The sequence below is a fragment of the Ensifer soli genome (assembly GCF_041928815.1).
Lineage (GTDB): Bacteria > Pseudomonadota > Alphaproteobacteria > Rhizobiales > Rhizobiaceae > JBHFEI01.
This window is the reverse complement of the sequence record NZ_JBHFEI010000014.1, coordinates 61,008-79,728: the sequence shown is the minus strand read 5'-3', so window position 1 is coordinate 79,728 and position 18,721 is coordinate 61,008. Positions and strand designations below refer to the sequence as shown.

At 70.5% G+C, this 18,721-nt stretch carries 14 protein-coding genes and 1 pseudogene; 5 read left to right on the top strand and 10 right to left on the bottom strand.

Features of this window, described 5'->3' with window-relative positions; genetic code table 11:
- Positions 1 to 137: pseudogene (locus ACEVQ6_RS19150) on the bottom strand (ABC transporter ATP-binding protein); the annotation flags it as partial.
- A 51-nt stretch (positions 138 to 188) separates the two neighbouring features.
- Positions 189 to 1,745: an FGGY-family carbohydrate kinase gene (locus ACEVQ6_RS19145; RefSeq protein WP_374890650.1), complete on the bottom strand. Its 1,557-nt coding sequence runs from the start codon at positions 1,743 to 1,745 to the stop codon at positions 189 to 191.
- A 348-nt stretch (positions 1,746 to 2,093) separates the two neighbouring features.
- Between ACEVQ6_RS19145 and ACEVQ6_RS19140 the strand changes: the two genes are divergently transcribed.
- The 5 genes from ACEVQ6_RS19140 to ACEVQ6_RS19120 all read left to right on the top strand — a co-directional run bounded on the left by ACEVQ6_RS19140 (position 2,094) and on the right by ACEVQ6_RS19120 (position 9,825).
- A complete protein-coding gene (locus ACEVQ6_RS19140; RefSeq protein ID WP_374890649.1) occupies positions 2,094 to 3,794 on the top strand; it encodes a glycerol-3-phosphate dehydrogenase/oxidase in 1,701 nt (566 codons plus the stop codon).
- Positions 3,795 to 3,877: 83 nt separating this feature from the next.
- Positions 3,878 to 4,687 (top strand): phosphate/phosphite/phosphonate ABC transporter substrate-binding protein, encoded by an 810-nt coding sequence (locus ACEVQ6_RS19135; RefSeq protein WP_374890648.1) that lies wholly within the window; start codon positions 3,878 to 3,880, stop codon positions 4,685 to 4,687.
- A gap of 177 nt (positions 4,688 to 4,864) precedes the next feature.
- Complete coding sequence (locus tag ACEVQ6_RS19130) at positions 4,865 to 5,710, top strand: phosphogluconate dehydrogenase C-terminal domain-containing protein (RefSeq protein WP_374890647.1); 846 nt, start codon at positions 4,865 to 4,867, stop codon at positions 5,708 to 5,710.
- Positions 5,707 to 6,540 (top strand): sugar phosphate isomerase/epimerase family protein, encoded by an 834-nt coding sequence (locus ACEVQ6_RS19125; protein WP_374890646.1) that lies wholly within the window; start codon positions 5,707 to 5,709, stop codon positions 6,538 to 6,540. Before ACEVQ6_RS19130 ends, ACEVQ6_RS19125 begins: the two co-directional genes overlap by 4 nt.
- 123 nt (positions 6,541 to 6,663) lie before the next feature.
- Entirely contained in the window at positions 6,664 to 9,825 is a 3,162-nt protein-coding gene (locus tag ACEVQ6_RS19120) for a PAS domain S-box protein (RefSeq protein ID WP_374890645.1), read from the top strand.
- Positions 9,826 to 9,836: 11 nt separating this feature from the next.
- Here ACEVQ6_RS19120 and ACEVQ6_RS19115 read toward each other — a convergent pair whose 3' ends face one another.
- The 8 genes from ACEVQ6_RS19115 to gmd all read right to left on the bottom strand — a co-directional run bounded on the left by ACEVQ6_RS19115 (position 9,837) and on the right by gmd (position 18,539).
- Positions 9,837 to 10,418, bottom strand: coding sequence for an LbetaH domain-containing protein (locus tag ACEVQ6_RS19115; protein ID WP_374890644.1), 582 nt, complete (start codon positions 10,416 to 10,418; stop codon positions 9,837 to 9,839).
- On the bottom strand, positions 10,415 to 11,617 hold the full coding sequence (locus tag ACEVQ6_RS19110) for a glycosyltransferase (protein ID WP_374890643.1): 1,203 nt from the start codon (positions 11,615 to 11,617) through the stop codon (positions 10,415 to 10,417). Before ACEVQ6_RS19110 ends, ACEVQ6_RS19115 begins: the two co-directional genes overlap by 4 nt.
- Positions 11,614 to 13,053 carry a hypothetical protein gene (locus ACEVQ6_RS19105; protein WP_374890642.1) on the bottom strand — a complete coding sequence of 480 codons (1,440 nt, stop codon included), beginning with the start codon at positions 13,051 to 13,053 and terminating at the stop codon, positions 11,614 to 11,616. Before ACEVQ6_RS19105 ends, ACEVQ6_RS19110 begins: the two co-directional genes overlap by 4 nt.
- A gap of 232 nt (positions 13,054 to 13,285) precedes the next feature.
- Positions 13,286 to 13,963, bottom strand: coding sequence for an acyltransferase (locus tag ACEVQ6_RS19100; protein WP_374890641.1), 678 nt, complete (start codon positions 13,961 to 13,963; stop codon positions 13,286 to 13,288).
- Positions 13,960 to 15,222 (bottom strand): hypothetical protein, encoded by a 1,263-nt coding sequence (locus tag ACEVQ6_RS19095; protein ID WP_374890640.1) that lies wholly within the window; start codon positions 15,220 to 15,222, stop codon positions 13,960 to 13,962. The genes ACEVQ6_RS19100 and ACEVQ6_RS19095 overlap by 4 nt, the downstream gene beginning before the upstream one ends.
- Positions 15,219 to 16,481: a WcaI family glycosyltransferase gene (locus tag ACEVQ6_RS19090; RefSeq protein WP_374890639.1), complete on the bottom strand. Its 1,263-nt coding sequence runs from the start codon at positions 16,479 to 16,481 to the stop codon at positions 15,219 to 15,221. Before ACEVQ6_RS19090 ends, ACEVQ6_RS19095 begins: the two co-directional genes overlap by 4 nt.
- Positions 16,478 to 17,443 (bottom strand): GDP-L-fucose synthase family protein, encoded by a 966-nt coding sequence (locus ACEVQ6_RS19085; RefSeq protein WP_374890638.1) that lies wholly within the window; start codon positions 17,441 to 17,443, stop codon positions 16,478 to 16,480. The genes ACEVQ6_RS19090 and ACEVQ6_RS19085 overlap by 4 nt, the downstream gene beginning before the upstream one ends.
- Positions 17,436 to 18,539 carry a GDP-mannose 4,6-dehydratase gene (gene gmd / locus ACEVQ6_RS19080; RefSeq protein WP_374890637.1) on the bottom strand — a complete coding sequence of 368 codons (1,104 nt, stop codon included), beginning with the start codon at positions 18,537 to 18,539 and terminating at the stop codon, positions 17,436 to 17,438. Before gmd ends, ACEVQ6_RS19085 begins: the two co-directional genes overlap by 8 nt.
- Positions 18,540 to 18,721: the final 182 nt, after the last annotated feature.

Sequence of the window (18,721 nt, the reverse complement as noted above, 5' to 3'; positions counted from 1 at the left end):
AGCCGCATCAACGACGTCTTCCCCGACAAGGTCGGTCCCAGAAGAACGTTCAGGCTCCCACGCTCAAGCACAAGATCTGCATCATATACATGACGCTCAACACCAACATCCAAACAAACGCCTCGAAGCTCAAGCATCTGTCGTCATCCTCCCCCTTGGAGACCCGGCGGGCCCGGCTTCCTGCTTTTTTACTGCGCCGCGACCTTTTCGGGCACGCCGTCGAAGGCGTCGGCGATGCCGTCCGTCCAGTAGGGGGCGATGCAGTCGATCGCCCGGTTGTAGGCCTCGTATTTGCGCTCGAGCACCGCCTGGCGCGCCGGGTTCGGCGCATAGGCGCGCTCGACCTCGACCATGTTGGCGATCGCCTCGGGCACATCACGGTAGATGCCGGTCGCGACCGCCGCGCAGATCGCGCCGCCCTTGGCGCCGAATTCCGTGCCGTTCGCCACCTCGACCGGCATGCCGAGGCCGTCGGCGAACATCTGCGACCAGACGGTGCTGCGCGACGGGCCGCCGGCGAGCCGGATGAGGCCGGGCTTGGCCGCATCCGGGCCGTTGAGCAGGAAGGAGAGGTCGCCGCGATGGGCGAAGACGATGCCCTCGTAGATGGCGCGCAGCGTGTCGCCGAGCTTGGTGCCGGCGGTCATGCCGAGGAAGCCGGCCGGCGCGCCGTTCGGCCCGCCGAACAGGAAGGGGAAGAACAGGATGCGGTTGTCCTTCTTCAGCGCCTCGCCGACCAGATCGTTGACGATGTCGTAGATCGACCGGCCGGTCTCGTGGCTGCGCTCGGCTTCCGCGGCGAGCATGGTCTTGATCAGCCATTCGAGATTGCTGGCGGAGGTCGGCGTCGCCATGGTCGCGAGGAACTGGCCCGCGACCGGATAGGGCGTCTGGATCGTCGGCAGCGGATCGAGCGAGGGTCTGGCATGCACCGTCGAGTGGATGCTGAAGGTGCCGGCCACCGCCGCCAGCTGGTCAGGGCGCTCGACGCCGGAGGCGAGCGCGCAGCCGACGACGTCGTAGACGCCGCGGGCGACCGGCGTTCCGGCGCGAAGCCCGGTCAGCCGGGCGGCCTCGGCGCTGATCCCGCCGACGAGCGCGGCCGAGGGGCCGATCTCCGGCAGGCGGTCGAGCCAGGCGGTCATGCCCGCCGCCTCGAAGGCCGCGGTGGCGATCATGCCGGTGCTCGGCCGGATGATGCCGGCGCAGCCCGCATCGGTCGGATCGGTGGAGACGTCGCCGGTGAGCCGCAGGCGCAGGAAATCCTTGCAGAACAGCACATGGCGGGTGCGCCGCAGCGCTTCCGGCTCGTTTTCCTGCATCCAGCCCATGATGGGGAAGCTCTGGCCGGCCCAGATCTGCTGCTCGATCTCGGCCGAAACGGCGCGCGCGACGCCGGACCTCTGCCAGCGCGCGATCAGCGGCAGGGTGCGGCTGTCGGTCGAGACCAGCCCGTTGCGCACCGGCACGCCGTCGGCATCGACGAGATAGATCCCGCCGCCATAGCCCGACGGCGTGACGGCGACGATGTCGCCGGGATCGGTGCCGGTCGCCGCCAGAAGATCGCGGATCGCCTCGCAGGTGGCATTCCACATGACATCCGCGTCGCGCTCGGTCCAGCCGGGCTCGGAAAACAGCATGATGTTCGGACGGCATTCGCGGCCGAGCTCGCGGCCCTTGAGATCGAACAGGACGACCTTCGTCATCGTCCCGCCGGCATCGATACCGATCAGACGCTCGCGCATGCATTCCTCCTCGTCACCATGCCCGCCGATCCCCAGCGGCAAACGGGGCGCATCCGCCCGGCATGGCTTTCCATCCTCGAAACCTAGGCTATTGTACCGGACCGAATTGTCAATCAACAATGTAAAAAAGTTTTTTCATATCCAACATCATGATTTATTACATGAATTCCAGATACCATCCACAGGGTGGCGGCGGGACGGCTTCCGGACGGCACAAATTGCCACTATGAGGGCGACGGGACCGCAGGCACCCCGTCCGACGGGCGTGAAAAGGCGCGCGGCAGGGCGCGCGCGAAGGTCCCGGCGGCCGGCGAACGACCGCCCGATCGGCTCGAGGAGGACCAATGCATGCGCAATCGTGACACCGCGCTCAGCCAGCTTCGCGCGCAATCCCCGTCGCCCGCCGTCCTGATCGTCGGCGGCGGCATCAACGGCATCGGCGTCTATCGCGACCTGGCGCTGCAGGGCATTCCGGCGGTGCTGGTGGAGAAGGGCGACTTTTCCTCCGGCACCAGTGCCGCGCCCTCGCGGCTGATCCATGGGGGCCTGCGCTATCTGGAAACCGGAGAATTCGCGCTTGTGCGCGAATCGGTCGTCGAGCGCAACCATCTCCTGATCAACGCGCCGCATCTCGTGCGGCCGCTGCCGGTCTGGGTGCCGGCCTTCAGCTGGTTCGGCGGGCTTCTCTCCGCGGGCCTGCGTTTCCTCAAGCTGAAGAAGACGCCGGGCGCAAAGGGCATCCTCGCCGTCAAGCTGGGCCTCGTCTTCTTCGACCGGTTCGGGCGCGGCAACCAGACGATGCCGGACCATCGGCTGGTGCCGGCGGAGGAGCGGCGCCGGCGCATGCCGAACCTCTCGCCGAAGGTCGCCGCCGTCGCCGAATATTACGATGCGCGCCTCACCCATCCCGAGCGCCTGGCGCTGGAACTCGTCGAGGATGCGGAACGCGATTGCCCGGACGCGATCGCGCTGCCCTATGTCTCGCTCGACGGCATCGACGGGGGAACGGTGCGGCTGAGGGACGAGATCAGCGGCGAGACGCTGACCGTGACGCCGACGCTCGTCGTCAACTGCGCCGGCGCCTGGGCCGACCGGGTCAATGCGCGGCTCGGCATCGACAAGCGGCTGATCGGCGGCACGAAGGGCTCGCATCTGGTGCTGAGGCGGCCCGATCTCGCCCGGCCGCTCGGCAACGGCATGCTCTATTTCGAGACGCGCGATTTCCGCGCCTGCCTGATCTACACGCTGGACGAGGAGCGCGTGCTCGTCGGCACCACCGACATCCGCGCCGACGACCCCGACACCGTCCGTTGCTCCGACGAGGAGATCGCCTATCTCTTCGACGTGCTCGAACAGGTGCTGCCGGGCGCGAACGCGAAGAAGGAGGACATCGTCTTTGCCTATGCCGGGCTGAGGCCGCTTCCCTTCAGCGATGCGAGCACGACGGGGGCGATCAGCCGCGACCATGCGCTGCGCGACTTCGAGCCGGAGGGGGCGCGGCCCTTCCCGGTGATGACGCTCGTCGGCGGCAAGTGGACGACCTACCGGGCCTGCGCCGCGCAGATCGCCGACGCGGTGCTGTCGCGTCTCGGCGCGCGGCGCAAGGCGGACACGCTGAAGGCGCCGATCGGCGGCGGGCGCGATTTCGACCCCGGCAAGCAGGCGGTCGCGACGCGGGCGAAGGCGCTCGCCGAGGCCTGCGGGCTCGACCCCGCGACGGCGACGCGGCTTCTCGACCGCTACGGCAGCCGCGCGGCGTCGGTCGCCGAGGCGATCCGCGCCGGGGGCGGCGCCGCGCTTTCCGCCACGTCCCTCTATGCGCGCGGCGAAATCGCCTGGATCGTCGACAACGAGCGGGTGACGCGGCTTTCCGACATCGTCCTTCGGCGCACGCTGATGGGCTTCGAGGCGGTCGCGACCCGTGCCGTGGTCGAGGAGGTCGCGGCGATCGCGGCCGAGCGGCTCGGCTGGGACGGCGCGCGCCGCGCCCGCGAGACGGAGGAGACGCTCGCCCTGCTGCGCGACCGCTACCGAGTCCGCCTCGATTGAGGCGCGGCATCGGCGACGGGTGCTTTCCAGCGGGCCGCAATGCCGCTACATGCCAGGGTCCGAGCCGTTGCGGACCCGCGCCGATGCCGATTGCAAGCCTTGCCATGTATGTGAGCCCGCCGCCGGTCGCCGAGGCGACGGCCGCGCTCTGGGCGTTCCTGCGTGACCATCTTCGTCACGCCGGCCTCGCGGACGTGCCGGACCGGCTCGACGCGACGATCCGCTACGACGAGGCCTGGCTCTCTCCGGATCTCCTCCTCGCCCAGACCTGCGGCTATCCCTATGTGCGCCGGCTTACCGGCCGGGTCCGCCTCGTCGCCACCCCGGTCTACGGCCTTCCGGGCTGCGATGGGCCGACGACCCGCAGTTTCATCATCGTCGGTCGCGACAGCGCCGCCGGCGGGCTCGCCGACCTGCGCGGCGCGCGGGCGGCGATCAACGAACCGGGGAGCAATTCCGGCGCCAACCTCTTTCGCGCCACGATCGCGCCCCTTGCCAAGGACGGACGCTTCTTCGGCAGCGTGACGGAGACCGGCGGCCACCGCGCCAGCATGGAGGCGGTCGCAGACGGCCGGGCCGACGCGGCGGCGATCGACTGCGTCACCTTCGGCAACACCGCGCGCTTCGATCCCGGCCTGACCGGGCGCCTGCGCATCCTCGCCGAGACGCCGGCCGGGCCCGGCCTGCCGCTCATCACCCGCGCCGATGCCCCGGACGCCATGGTGGCGCAGCTGCGCGCCGCGCTTGATGCCGCGATCGCCGACGCGTCCCTCGCATCGGTGCGCGACACCCTTGCCCTTTGCGGCTTCGCCCGGCTGTCGGACGCCGATTACGCGGCGCTGTCGCGGCTGGAGGCCGACGCCGTCCGGCGCGGCTATCCGGCCGTCGCCTGAGACAGGCCCTACGCGGTGCCGCCGGCGATGGCGGTGCCGGCGTCCCACTCAACCATGATCGCCTTCGCGCCCCGCCCGCGGCCTGCCACCGCATTCGCTGCGTTTGCCATTCAGCGGCGCCGATGCATAGTGTGGGAGCGCCGGCCGCACCGGCGCGAGACACCAGGGAGGAAGACGATGACGATATCGGTGGCACTGCTCGGCGCAGGCGGGAAAATGGGGTTTCGCGTGACCCGCAAGCTGGTCGAGGCCGGCTACGACGTGCGCGCCGTCGAGATCGGCGCGCCGGGCAAGGCGCGCCTCGCGGAGGCAGGCATTGACGCCGTCGCCATCGAGGAGGGGGTGCCGGGCGCCAGGGTCGTGGTCATGGCGCTGCCGGACAACATGATCGGCGACGTGGCGCGGCAGATCTCGCCGATGCTCGCCGCCGGCACGATGCTGCTCGTCCTCGACGCCGCCGCCCCTTATGCCGGCGACCTGCCGAAGGACCGGCCGGACCTCACCTATTTCGTCGGCCATCCCTGCCATCCGCCGCTCTTCAACGACGAGACCGACTGGGACGCCCGGCGCGACTATCACGGCGGCATCGCCAGACAGTCGATCGTCTGCGCCCTGACGCAGGGACCGGAGGAGGACTACGCGCTCGGCGAGGAGATCTGCCGGGCAATGTGGTCGCCGATCATCGACTGCCACCGCGTCACCCTCGAGCAGCTCGCCATCCTCGAGCCCGGCCTCTCCGAAATGGTCGCCATGCCCTTCGTCGACACGATGGTCGAGGCCGTCGAGGAATGCGAGAGACGATACGGCATTCCGCGCAAGGCGGCGCTCGATTTCCTCATCGGGCATCTGAATGTCGAGATCGCCATGTGGTTCGGCTATTCGCCGAAGGTGCCCTCCGACGCCGCGCTCCGGCTGATGCGCTTCGCCAAGGGCGTTGTCGTCAAGGAGGACTGGCGCGAGGCGCTGTCGCCCGACAAGGTCAAGGAGGCGGCCGAGCTGATCGTCTACGGCAAGGGCGCATGAGCCTGCGCCCCGTCTCGGTCTCGACCGTGCTCTTCGACGGCCATTCGATGGATCTGGCGATCGCGGAGATCGCGGCCGCCGGCGGCGGCGCGATCGAGCCTGCCTTCATCGAGGGCTATGTCGATTTCGACGAGAGCGTCTTTTCTCCGAGGGCGGCGGCGGCGCTCATCGGCCGGCTGGACGCGGCGCATCTGACGGCCGGCGCCGTCTCGGCCCATCTCGATCTCTCGGAACCGGAGGCGGCCACGGCCCTTGCCCGCCGCATCGGCTTTGCCGGGGATCTCGGCGCGCCGTTCCTCATCACCAATTCCGGGCCGGCGGCCAAGGCCGACGCGATCCGAAGGACCGTCGAGGCCGTTCTTCCCGTGCTGGAGGCGACGGGGGTGACGCTGGCGCTCGAAAATCCCGGCCATGGCGACGGCAACCTCACCGGCACGACCGCAGCGGCGGCGGCCTTCATCGCGGCGATCGGCGCGCCGCTCGTCAGGATGAACCACGATGCCGGCAATGTCTTCACCTACAGCCGGCAGGCATGCCAGCCGGCCGACGACCTCAGGCACGCGCCGCGGATCGTCGCGCATGCCCATCTGAAGGACGTCCTCGACCGGGACGGCGGCTGGGCCTTCTGCGCGATCGGCGACGGCGATGTCGATCTCGCCGCCTATCTCGCCGCGCTCCCGCCCGGTTGCCCGGTCAGCATCGAATTGCCGCTGCGGCTCTCGCGGCCGTCGCGCCTCGACCCCGTCCGCGCCGGGGCGCCGGTGCCGCTCGATGCCCTCCGCGCCGCCCTTTCCTGCTCGCTTCACTACCTCGCCGCGCGGGGCGGCTGAGCGGAGGCTCCCGCCGGCGGGAAGGACCGGCGGTCGCGCGCGGCCGATGTCCGCCAGCGTATCAAAGGCTTAACCTAATGCCCCCATGATGGCGCATCGCGTTGCACCAGGTTGACTCTCTCCATGGACACCTCTTCCCGCGCCGGCGACACCGTCGTCGACGATGCCCGCACGTTCAACCAGCTCTACGCCACCGTGCGCTACGAGCCTTCCGGTCTGATCCGCTCGGCGAACCTCAATTATGTCCGCCTCGTCGGCCGCTCGCTGGAAACGCTGCGGGGCCGGCATTTCCTCGATTTCGTCCATCCCGACGACCGCGAGCGCCAGAAGGACGTCTGGGAGAAGATGGTGCGCGGCGAGGTGGCGGAGGACATCGGCCGCTGGATCGACGCCGGCGGCGGCGAACGCTGGCTGCAGGCGCGCTTCGTGCTGCTGCGCGATGCCGACGGCCAGGACGCGGACGTCATGCAGGTGGTGACCGACGTCACCGAACTGCAGGCGCGCGAGGCCGATTACCAGGGCCAGATCGCAGCGATCGAGAAGTCGCAGGCCGTCATCCATTTCGCGCTCGACGGCACGATCACGGCGGCCAACGACCTCTTCCTCGACGCCGTCGGCTACGGCCGCGACGAGGTGGTCGGCCGGCCGCATGCGATGTTCGTCGACGAGACGATGCGCGACAGCGAGGCCTACCGCTCGTTCTGGCAGCGGCTCGGCGCCGGCGATCACCTCTCCGGCGAATATGCGCGGCTGCGCAAGGACGGCGCGACCGTCTGGCTCCAGGCGGTCTACAGCCCGATCCGCGACCGCGCGGGGCGCACCTTCAAGGTGGTGAAATACGCCACCGACGTGACGGAGGAGAAGCTGCGCCAGGCGGATTACCGCTGGCAGATCAACGCCATCCACAAGTCGAACGCCGTGATCACCTTCGACATGTATGGCACGATCCTCGACGCCAACGACAATTTCCTTGCCGCGACCGGCTACACGCTGCCCGAGATACAAGGGGCCCACCACCGGATCTTCGTCGAGAACGCCCATGCCCACAGCAGCGACTATGCGCGCTTCTGGAGCGACCTGCGCAGGGGCCGCCACCGCTCCGGCCTTTACCGCCGGGTCGGCCGCGACGGGCGCGAGATCTGGTTCCAGGCGACCTACAACCCGATCTTCGACATGAGCGGCGAGCCGATCAAGGTGGTGAAATACGCCTCCGTCGTCACCGAGGAGAAACTGTTCCAGGCCGACCACGAGGGCCAGATCGCCGCGATCGACAAGGCGCAATGCGTCATCTCCTTCGAGCTCGACGGCACGATCCTCGACGCCAACGACAATTTCCTCGCCGCGACCGGCTATCGCTTCTCCGAGCTGCGCGGCCGCCACCATTCCATGTTCGTCGATGCGGCGACGGCGGACAGCGAGGCCTATCGCGACTTCTGGCGCGACCTTGCCGCCGGCCGCCACCGCAACGGCGAATATCGCCGCCTGCGCAAGGACGGCTCCGACCTCTGGCTGCAGGCGAGCTACAATCCGATCCGCGACCTGAACGGACGGCCGTTCAAGGTGGTCAAATATGCCGCCGACATCACCCGGCGAAAGCTGGAGAGCGCCGAGCTGCAGGGGCAGATCGCCGCGATCGACCGGTCGCAGGGGGTCGCCTTCTTCGGCCTCGACGGCACGATCCTGTCGGCCAACGCCGCCCTTCTCGGCATGCTCGGCTACTCGGCCGCCGAGGTCGAGGGCCGCCCGCACAGCCTGCTCGTCGACGTCGACCTCGCGGCGAGCCCGGACTACCAGCTGTTCTGGGAGGAGCTCCGGCGCGGCAACTACCAGTCCGGCCTGCACCGGCGCGTCGGCAAGGACGGCCGCGAGGTCTGGCTGCAATGTTCCTACAACCCGATCCTCGACCTCGACGGAAAGCCGCTGAAGGTGATGAAGATCGCCAGCGACGTCACCTCGAACGTCGCGCTCGCCGAGGCCTTCGAGGATGCCAAGCGGCAGGCGCTGCACGATTCGGCGACATCGCTGCCGAACCGGGCGAAGCTGTCGCATTTCCTCGACACCCATCTCGCCAACCCGGCGGCGACGCTGACGCTGCTCTACATCGATCTCGACCGCTTCAAGCCGATCAACGACACGTTCGGCCATCATGTCGGCGACCGGGTTCTGGGCGAGGTCGCCGACCGGCTGCGCCGGGCGCTGCGCGAGGACCAGATCGTCGCCCGCATCGGCGGCGACGAATTCGTCATCGCCGCGCCGGGGCTGACGCCCGACAGGATCGAGGCGCTATGCCAGGCGCTCTACCGGCTCATGGGCGAACCGATCCACCACGACGGCGGCGACATCCATGTCGGCATGTCGGTCGGCATCGCCATCGCGCCGCAGGACGGCGGCACCCCGGACGAGCTTCTGCGCGCCGCCGACACCGCGCTCTACCGGGCCAAGCAGGATGGGCGCGGCCAATACGCCTTCTTCGCCACGGAGATGAACGAGAAGATCATCGCCAGGCGCCAGCTCGCCGAGGACATGCGCCACAGCCTGTCCGCAGGCCATTTCTATCTCGAATACCAGCCGCGCTTCGATTCGAGGGCGCGGCGCATCCGCAGCGCCGAGGCGCTGGTGCGCTGGGCCCATCCCGAGCGCGGCCGCATCAATCCCATGGACTTCATCTCGCTTGCCGAGCAGAACGGCCTGATCGTGCCGCTCGGCGACTGGATCCTGAAGACGGCCTGCGCGCAGGCCTGCACCTGGCCCGGCATCGGCGTGTCCGTCAACATCTCGCCGGTGCAGTTCCGCGACGGCAATCTGGTGGAGAAGGTGCGCGACTGCCTCGACGAGACGGGGCTTTCGCCGCATCTCCTGGAACTGGAGATCACCGAGGGCGTGCTGCTCGAGGACGCGGACCATGCCGTCTCGGTGCTCAACGCGCTGAAGGCGCTCGGCATCAAGCTGGCGATGGACGATTTCGGCACCGGCTATTCGTCGCTGAGCTACCTGCGCAACTTCCCCTTCGACGTGCTGAAGATCGACCGCAGCTTCATCATGGACCTCGACACGACGAAGACGGCGCGGCCGATCGTGCAGGCGATCCTGGCGCTCGGCCGGTCGCTCGGCATCGAGGTGACGGCCGAGGGCGTCGAGACCAACGAGCAGCTCGCCGTGCTGACGGCGGACAAGTGCAACGAGATCCAGGGCTACCTGATGTCGCGGCCCCTGACCGCCGAGACGATGGCCGAGCTGATCGAGGGCGTGCCCGAACTGACCTCGGCGGCACCGGCCGCCGCCTGACCGTCTCGCGTTCAGCCCGGCGCATCCGGGGCGCCGAGGCGCCGCATCCGCAGCCGCCGGGCGGGATTTCCGGCATAGACCGTTGCCGGCTCCAGATCGCGGAAGGCGACGCCGCGCGCGCCGAGCACCGCGCCGGCGCCGACGGTGACGCCCGGGCCGACAAAGGCCTCGGCGGCGATCCAGGCATGGTCGCCGATGAGGATCGGGCGGGTGAAGAGCTGGAAGGAGGCGCTGTCGATGTCGTGGCTTCCCCCGCACAGCACCGCGCCCTGCGACACGGTGGCGTATCGCCCGAGCTCGATCCGGTCCATGGCGTAGCAGTCGACCCGGCCTGCCAGGCAGGAATGGGCGCGCATCACCAGGTTCGGCGGATACCAGATGCGCGCGCTCGGATAGATCCGCGCCGTCGCGTCGATCCGGGCGCCGAAGGCGCGCAGCAGCAGGCGCCGCCAGCCGTGGCAGGGCACCGGCGTCCATCGGGCGAGCCCTAGCCAGACGAGGCCCCAGGCGAGGCGCAGCAGCCGGTGCCGGAGCGGAAAGCTCGGGCCGCCCTCGCGCGAACGGAACCTTCCGGCATCGAGCGGGCCGCTCATCCCGTCCTCCTCCGGGTGGCGGCCGCGCGGGCGTAAAGGCGAAGCAGCGCCGCGCCGACGGCGTCGGCGGAATGGTCGCGCCGCGCAAGGCAGACCGCGTTCGCCGCCATGTGGCGATAGGCGTCCGGCGAAAGGGCGGAGGCAGCGCGCAGCGCCGCGACGATCGACGCGACATCCTCGCCGGTGCGCAGGGCCGCGCCGCCGGCAAAGCCCTGCGGCAGGTTGCAGGCCTCCGTCATGATCGACGGGACGCCGGCCGCCCATGCCTCCAGCACCGCCATCGGCAGGCCTTCGCTCTGCGACGGCAGAACGAAGAAGCGGGCGCGCGACAGGGTGCGCACCTTGTCGGCACCGAACCGCGGCCCGGCGAAGACCGCATTGCCGTGCCGCGCCGACAGCGCGGCAAGACGCGCCTCGACACCGGCAAGCCCATCGTTCCAGCCGCAGACGACGAGGAGCGAGCGGGCCGCGAATGCCGGATCGCCGGCGCAGAGCCGGTCCCAGGCCTCGAGGAGCGCCGCGCAGCCCTTCTTCTCGTGCAGGCGACCGAGGAAAAGATAGAGGTCGCGGCCGGCGAACCGCGCCTCCCACCAGTCCGGCGGCTCCGGATCGGGCACGAAGGGCGGCACGGGATTGGGGACGACCTCGACGGCTTGCCCGGACAGGAAAGGCGTGACATCCGCCGCCTCCCTCCCGGTCAACACCTGGACGCCGGCGGCGCGGCTGAGGAAGCGGTCCTGGTGGAGGCGCGACACCAGACGCTTCAGGCGCGGCGAGCGTCTGAGGATCCATGGGTCGAGCATCCCGTGCGGCGTCACGACATAGGGCCTGCCGGTCAGGAGCGACCAGAGATGGACGGCCGCGCAATGGCACTGCCAGAGGCCGTGGACATGCACGAGGTCGGCGCCGGAGCGCAGGAGCGCGGCGAGCATGCCCGGCGCCACGCCGTAGCGCCGCGCGAACGGCAGCGTCGCGACGGCCTCGACCGGCACGTCGCCCCAGCCGGCCCGGTCCTCCTCGAGAAAGGCGTCGCGGAAGGCGACGACGCCGACCGGCGCGGCATTGCGGGCCGTCAGGGCCTGCGCCTGCAGCCGGGCCGCCTCGGACACGCCGCCGCCGCGGCGCGAGGCATGCGGCAGGACGAACAGCACGGAAGGAGAATGGGCGCCCGTGACGGCTTCGCTCGGGGCCGAGGTCATGCCGTCCGTCTCGCGGGCCGGCGCCGGCCGCCGAGAAAGAGCAGCCGGACGAGCGCGAGAAGCGCCAAGGTGGTGACGGCCGGCCCGACGACCGCGACGAGCGAACCGCGCATCAGGATGAAGAGGTAGCCGGCGACGATCGCCGGAAAGAGCTTGCCGACGCGATCGCCCCGGGCATGGGCGCGGTTGAAACGACGGTCGCAGGCGCTGACGAGGAGCCCGAAGCCGAGGGACAGCACCACCAGCCCGGCAAGGCCGAAATCGACATAGAATTCCGCCGGCATCGGCGCGGAGATGTTGAGGAAGGGATAGCCGACATGGCTCGCCGCGTCATAGCCCGTGCCCCGGCTTTTCTCCGCAAACCAGGCCCGCGGAACGAAGAACAGGAGCGCGGAGACGAGCTGCCAGCCCCATCTGAGACCGTCCTCACGGACGAGGATGACGACGTTGACCGTCGACTGGAACCCGTCGAAATCGCCGTGGCGTGCCAGATAGCCGAGCGGATCGAAGCGGAAACCCTGCCATCCGCCGCCGCGCGTGACGGCATCGAGCATCGGAAAGAGGGTGAACTGGCAGAGCGCCGCGAGGAAGACGATCGCCAGCCGGCAGAGGCGCCCGAGCGGCGCGAAGAGGAAGAGCGCAGTGACGGCGTAGGAGCCGACGATGAAGCGCGGCAGGGCGAAGATGTCGTTGGCGAGAAGGAAGGCTGCGAGCGCCGGCAGGCAGGCGAAAAGCGCCATGCCGCTGCGCCGCGCGGACACGGCGAGGACCGCGAGGATCAGCGACAGGAAGCCCGCGGACGTCGCGAGCGTGCCGAGGATCATTTCGCCCGGTCCGGGGCCGCCGGGATCGGCGGCGGCCGCGCCGCGCGTGACATGCAGCCGGTCGATGCCGAAGGCGAAGGCTGAGGGGATCGAGACCATCGCCAGGAACAGGGAGGCGGCGGCAAGCCCGCCTTCCTGCGGGCGCGCCGGCGGGAGGGGGCCCGGCCGGCCGGCCGCGACGCCGCGACCGAGGAAGAAGACGAGGACGAAGACCAGCACGATCAGCGACGCGGCTGCGATCTCGTCCGGCGCATAGCCCATCGCGAAGAAGGGAAAGCGGTTCTCGCCGGCATGCAGCAGGCCGGGCGTGAGGTAGAAGAGGATCAGGTAGAGGAGCGCCGTCAGAAGGACGGGATCGGGACGCAGGCCGGAGAGCGACTGCGCGAGGACCGCGACGCACGCGGCGATCGCGGCGGCCAGCAGCACGGTCTCGCTGCGGCGCGGAACGATGTCCCCCGCGACGAGCGTCAGCATCAGCGCCGCCGCGAGGAGGGCGAAGACGGCAAGGCGCAGCCGGTCGCCGGCGCCCGCCCGTCGGATGCGGCGTGGAGGGCGCAGGCCGCCGCCCAGGCTGTGGGCGGATGTGGCTGGAGACGGCGCGGCGGGGATCACGCGGCCCTCCTTTCGCGACGACGGGCGGGCGCCGCAGGGACGGGCGCGGCGCGAAGGAGGAGCACCGTCGTCGCCTCGCTTTTCGGGAGCGCGCGCGCCGGCGAGGGCGGGAGGCACCGGCCCGCCGGCCGCCGAGCAGGAAACGACGAGGCAAGCCCCGACCCGGGGCCGGAACGACGCCCGGTCCGCGCCGGCGCGGCGCGCAGGAACCCGGAAGGACGAGCAGGCCCGCTCAATCGCTTTCCCCCCGCGTCCGGTGGAAGAAGGCGAGATCCGGCGCCAGATCCCGCACGGCGGCGGCGGGAACCCCGCTCAGCAGCCGGTAAGGCGCCGTATGCGCCGCGTTGAGGACGGAGCCGGCGGCGAGCACGCAGCAATCCGGCAGGACCGAGCCCTTCAGCAGGATCGTGCCCGTGCCGACGAAGCAGTGGCGCCCGACGGTCACCGGCGCGCAGGCCTGGTTCCCGGTCGCAAGGTCGATGCTGTGCGTCAGGATCTGGTTGCGGTTGCCGGCGACGAGCGCGAAGGCGCCGATGCTGACCCGGTCGGTGCAATCGATCAGGTTGCGGTGGACGATCGCGCCGTGCTCGCCGATGACGAGCGACGGATCGCGGGCCGGGAAGGCGCGGAAATAGCGTTCGCCCTCCCTCGGAAAGCCGGAGATCCAGTTGAGATGGCCGAGCGCTGCGCCCTTTTCCAGCCGGATCGCGGCAAGGCCGCGGGCGAGCGTCAGGTGGCCGATCCGGCTGTCCTGCCGCATCACCAGCCGGTCCGGGGCCACGAGGGAGAGGCCGATCCGGGCGGTGGCGTCGATCTCGTAGCCGCAGAGGATGACGAGCAGGCGGCGGCGCACTCCCCAGGGCAGCGGCAGGAGGAACAGCTGCAGGACGAGGGACAGGCGGCGCCTCACCTTGGGGACCTTTCGCGAAGGAACCGGACGGCGAGGGCGAGGGCGATCGCGTCCTGCGCGAGGTTGGCGAGCGCGAAACCGGCGAGGCCGAGGCGCGGCGACAAAAGCAGGCTGAGCGCCAGGCCGGCGGCGACGGCCAGCAGCGTCGTTGCGGCGGCGTCCGGATAGCGGCCGAGCGCCATCAGTCCCTGACCGGCCGCAAGGGCGAGATGGCTGGACAGGACGAGGATGGCGAAGAGCGCCAGCGGCGGCCCGGCCCCGGCCAGTCCATGGCCGGTCGCCGGCAGGGCGAGGCCGGCGGTGACGAGCACCAGGACCATGGCAAGCGCGGCGGCCGTCGCCTTCGCCTGGCTGGCAAGCAGGGTTGCCACACGACCGCCGGCAGGATCGGCGAGCTGCGCGACAAGGCCCGGAAAGGCGACGCGGCGGGCGAAACCGAGGAGCTGAACGAGACCGGCGACGATCTGCGTCACATACAGAAAGAGGGCCGTCGCGTCAGTGCCGAGAAAGGCGGCGCTCATCAGCAGTTGCGCGCGGAAGAAGACCTGGCCCGGCAGGGTCACGCCGAGCATGGCGATGCCGTCCCGGCCGGCGCGAACCATGCCCGCGCGCGTCGGCCGCGCAAGGCGCGGCGCAAACCCCGCCCGGCGAAGCGCCGCGGACTGGATCGCCAGCGCAAGGGCATGGCCGAGCGTGAAGGCCGCACCGAGCACGGCGCCCGCCGACGCCGGCGGTAGGTCGCGCGCGAGCGGCAGCGCCAGCGCCGAGGCGATCGCGGCGGCCGACGCCGCAAGGCCGCTGACGCCGCTGAGCCGCAGCCCGTCGAGAAGGCCGGCGGCACTGAGGGCTGCGGCCGCTGAGGCGGGCGCGGCGAAGACCGCGTAGGCAACCGAGAAGCCGTGAACGCCGCGAAAGGCAAGGACGCCCGCGACCGCGAGCAGCACGCCTGAGGCGACGATGCCGCGGACGAGGCAGGTCTCCCAGTAGAGGCGCCAGAGGTCGGCACCGCGCGCGCGTCCCTCCGCCACATGGCGGGCGAGGACGGTCAGCGATCCGGCCTCGATGACGAGGACGGCGAGCGTCGCCAGCGAGAGGTGGAGGCCGAAAAGGGCGATCAGATCGAGCCGGCCGGCGGCGAGCAAAAAGGTTTGGACGAGGAAGACCGATCCCTGGCCGAGGCCGAAGCCGGCGACGAGCAACAGGACATTGAGCGTCCCGGCCGGGGCGCGGGGCGGCAGGCCCTGTGCCGCCGTCCTCAACCGGCCACCGCCCGCGCGAGGCCGCCGAGACCCTCGGCGCGCCCGAGCAGCAGCGCCTTGCGGCGGCGGGCCTCGGGAGAGGAGGGACCCTCGGCACGCAGCGCGCGGATCGCCTGCGCCAGCCGCTCCGCATCGCCGGGCGGCGTGATCAGCGCGGCGTCGCCGAGGAAGTCGGCAAGTTCGGTGCCCGGATCGGCCGTGACCAGCACCGGCTTGCCGGTCGCCAGCATGCCGCCGAGCTTCGACGGCAGGACGAGGTCGGCCGCCCCCCGCTCCTGCGGCAGGACGTGCAGATCGGCCATGTTGAGGAAGGCGTTCAGCCGAGACTGCGGCTGGAAGGGCAGGAAGCGCAGCCGGACATCCGCGCCGCAGCGGGCCTGCAGGGCGGCCTTTTCCGGCCCTTCGCCGGCGATCACCACATGGATGTCGCGGTCCTCGCGCAGAAGCGCCGCGGCCTTCAGCAGCACGTCCAGCCCCTGCTTGGCGCCGATCGTGCCGGAATAGAGCACGACGAAATCGGTGTCGCGGAAGCCGAGCTCGGCCCGGCAGGTGCCGGCCGGCGCAAGCGGATGGATCTCGGAGAGGTCGACCCAGTTGCGCACCACCGACAGCCGCGCGCGCGCCACGCCCTTCGCCTCGAGCCTTGAGGCCATCCGGTTCGAGATGGTCACGACCCGGTCGAACAGGCGCAGCGTGACGCGCTCGAAGGCGGCGGCAAGCCGCCTCAGCGCGCCGGCCGGGGCGAGGTGGCCGACGGCAAAGGCGGCGTCGACCTCCAGGTCCTGGACATGCAGCACCCGGCGCGCGCCGACAAGGGCTGCGGCAAGGGCGGCGACCGGTGCGGCGAGCAGCGTCGGCTCGACGCAGAAGACGACCGCCGGCCGCCGCCGCAGGATCTGCCAGACGACGACCGGGGCGGAGGTCAGCGCGAAGGACAGCGGCGCGAGCAGCCGCCGGAGGCCGCGCATCGGCCGGCGCAGGAGAAGGGGACAGCGCAGCACGCGGATGCCGTTCTCGACGCTCGACCCGTAGCGGTTGGCAAAGCCGGGCGAGACCGTCCAGGCGGGATAGTGCGGCGGCGTGGTGACGACGGTCACTTCCATGCCCTCGGCGGCGAAATGGGCGGCGATCTCGCCGGTATAGCGCCCGACGCCGGCGATCTCCGGCGTATGGTTCATAGCATAGATCAGAAGCCGGGCCGGCCGCACCGCCTTCGTGCCGGCCTCGGCGCGCCAGAGGGCGGGGGAGAGCTGCGTCATGCGGCGGCACCCCGCCCGCCCTCGGCTGCGGCGCACCAGGCACGGCAGACCTCGGCAATCCCTTCTTCGAGGCCGATCCGCGGCGCCCAGCCGGTGGCGCGCAGCCTGTCGCTGTTCATCAGCTTGCGCGGCGTGCCGTCCGGGCGCGTGAGGTCGCGGACGATCCGGCCTTCGAAGCCGACGAGCCGGGCGACGAGCCGGGCGAGATCGAGGATGGCGATCTCCTCGCCGGAGCCGACATTGACGGGGCCTGCGCCGGAATAGACCTTCATCAGGTGGACGCAGGCATCGGCGCAATCGTCGACATGGAGGAATTCGCGGCGCGGCGTGCCCGTGCCCCAGATGACGAGGTCCGCCGCGCCGCTTCGCCGCGCCTCCTCGGCCTTGCGGATCAGCGCCGGCAGGACATGGCCCGAGGCGAGGTCGAAAGTGTCGCCGGGCCCGTAGAGATTGGCGGGCATGGCGGCGATGAAATCGGCGCCATGCTGGCGGCGATAGGCCTGGCACAGCTTGATGCCGGCGATCTTCGCCACCGCATAGGCCTCGTTCGTCGGCTCCAGCGGTCCGGTGAGCAGGGCCTCCTCGACGATCGGCTGCGGCGCGAGGCGGGGATAGATGCAGGACGAGCCGAGGAACAGCAGCTTGCCGACGCCGCTTTCGTGGGCGGCCTTGAGGAGGTTCGCCTGGATCAGCAGGTTGTCGTGGAGGAAGTCGGCCGGCCGCGTGTCGTTTTCGAGGATGCCGCCGACCCTGGCGGCAGCGACGAACACCGCCTCCGGCCGCATCCGGGCGAACCAGGCCTCCACCTGGGCGGGCTGCGTCAGGTCGAGCTCGGCGCGCGCCGCCGTCAGGATGGCGCAGCCCTCCGTGGCGAGCCGCCGGACGAGGGCGGCGCCGACCATGCCGCGATGGCCGGCGACATAGACCCGGCGGCCGGCGAGGTCGAAGAGCGGCTCAGCCATGGGCGACGCTCCTCAGCGCCGCGCCGGCCGGCGCGCCCGGCGACAGTGCCGTCAGGTCGCTGCGCACCATCTCCGTGACGAGCTGGTCGAGGTCGGTCTCGGGACGCCAGCCGAGCCGCGCCCGCGCCTTCTGCGCATCGCCGACCAGCAGGTCGACCTCGGCCGGGCGGAAATAGCGCGGATCGACCGCGACGACGCATCGCCCCGAACCGGCGTCGAAGCCGCGCTCCCCGACCCCTTCGCCGCGCCACTCGACCGGCATGCCGGCCTTGGCGAAGGCCTTTTCGACGAAGGCGCGCACGCTGTGGGCCTCGCCGGTGGCGAGCACATAGTCGTCCGGCGTCTCCTGCTGCAGCATCAGCCACATGCCGCGCACATAGTCGCGCGCATGGCCCCAGTCGCGCCGGGCATCGAGATTGCCGAGATAGAGCCTGTCCTGCAGCCCGAGGCGGATGGCGGCCGCGGCGCGCGTGATCTTGCGGGTGACGAAGGTCTCGCCGCGCATCGGGCTCTCATGGTTGAAGAGGATGCCGTTGGACGCGTGCAGGCCGTAGGCCTCGCGGTAGTTGACCGTGATCCAGTAGGCGTAGAGCTTCGCCGCCGCATAGGGGCTGCGCGGATAAAAGGGCGTGGTCTCGCTCTGCGGCACCTCCCGCGCCCTGCCGAAGAGTTCCGAGGTCGAGGCCTGGTAGAAGCGCGTCTTCCGCGTCAGGTCCAGCAGGCGGATCGCCTCCAGCAGCCGCAGCGTCCCGGTGCCGTCGGCATTTGCGGTGTATTCGGGCGTCTCGAACGACACCTGCACATGGCTCTGCGCGGCGAGATTGTAGATCTCGTCGGGCTCGGTCTCCTTGACGATGCGGATCAGGTTGCTCGCGTCGGTCAGGTCGCCGAAATGCAGGATGAACCGCGGATCCGCGACATGGGGATCCTCGTAGAGATGATCGACGCGATCGGTGTTGAAGCTCGACGAACGCCGCTTGACGCCGTGAACCGTATATCCCTTGCCGATGAGCAGTTCGGAGAGATAGGCGCCGTCCTGTCCGGTCACGCCGGTGACGAGCGCGACCTTTTCCTTGGCCTTGACCCGCGATGCCATGCACACCCCCTTTTGAACCCGCCTTCACGACCACCACGGCATGCGACGTCCCCGTTCTTCCGTCCGTCCTCCGGCCGGCATGGCCGGACCGGCACCCGTGACGGCAAACGAGGACACGCAGGCCCTGCGGCGCCGCCCCCCGGCGGGCTCGCGCCGCCGGGGCCATGGCCAAAGCTGCCCGC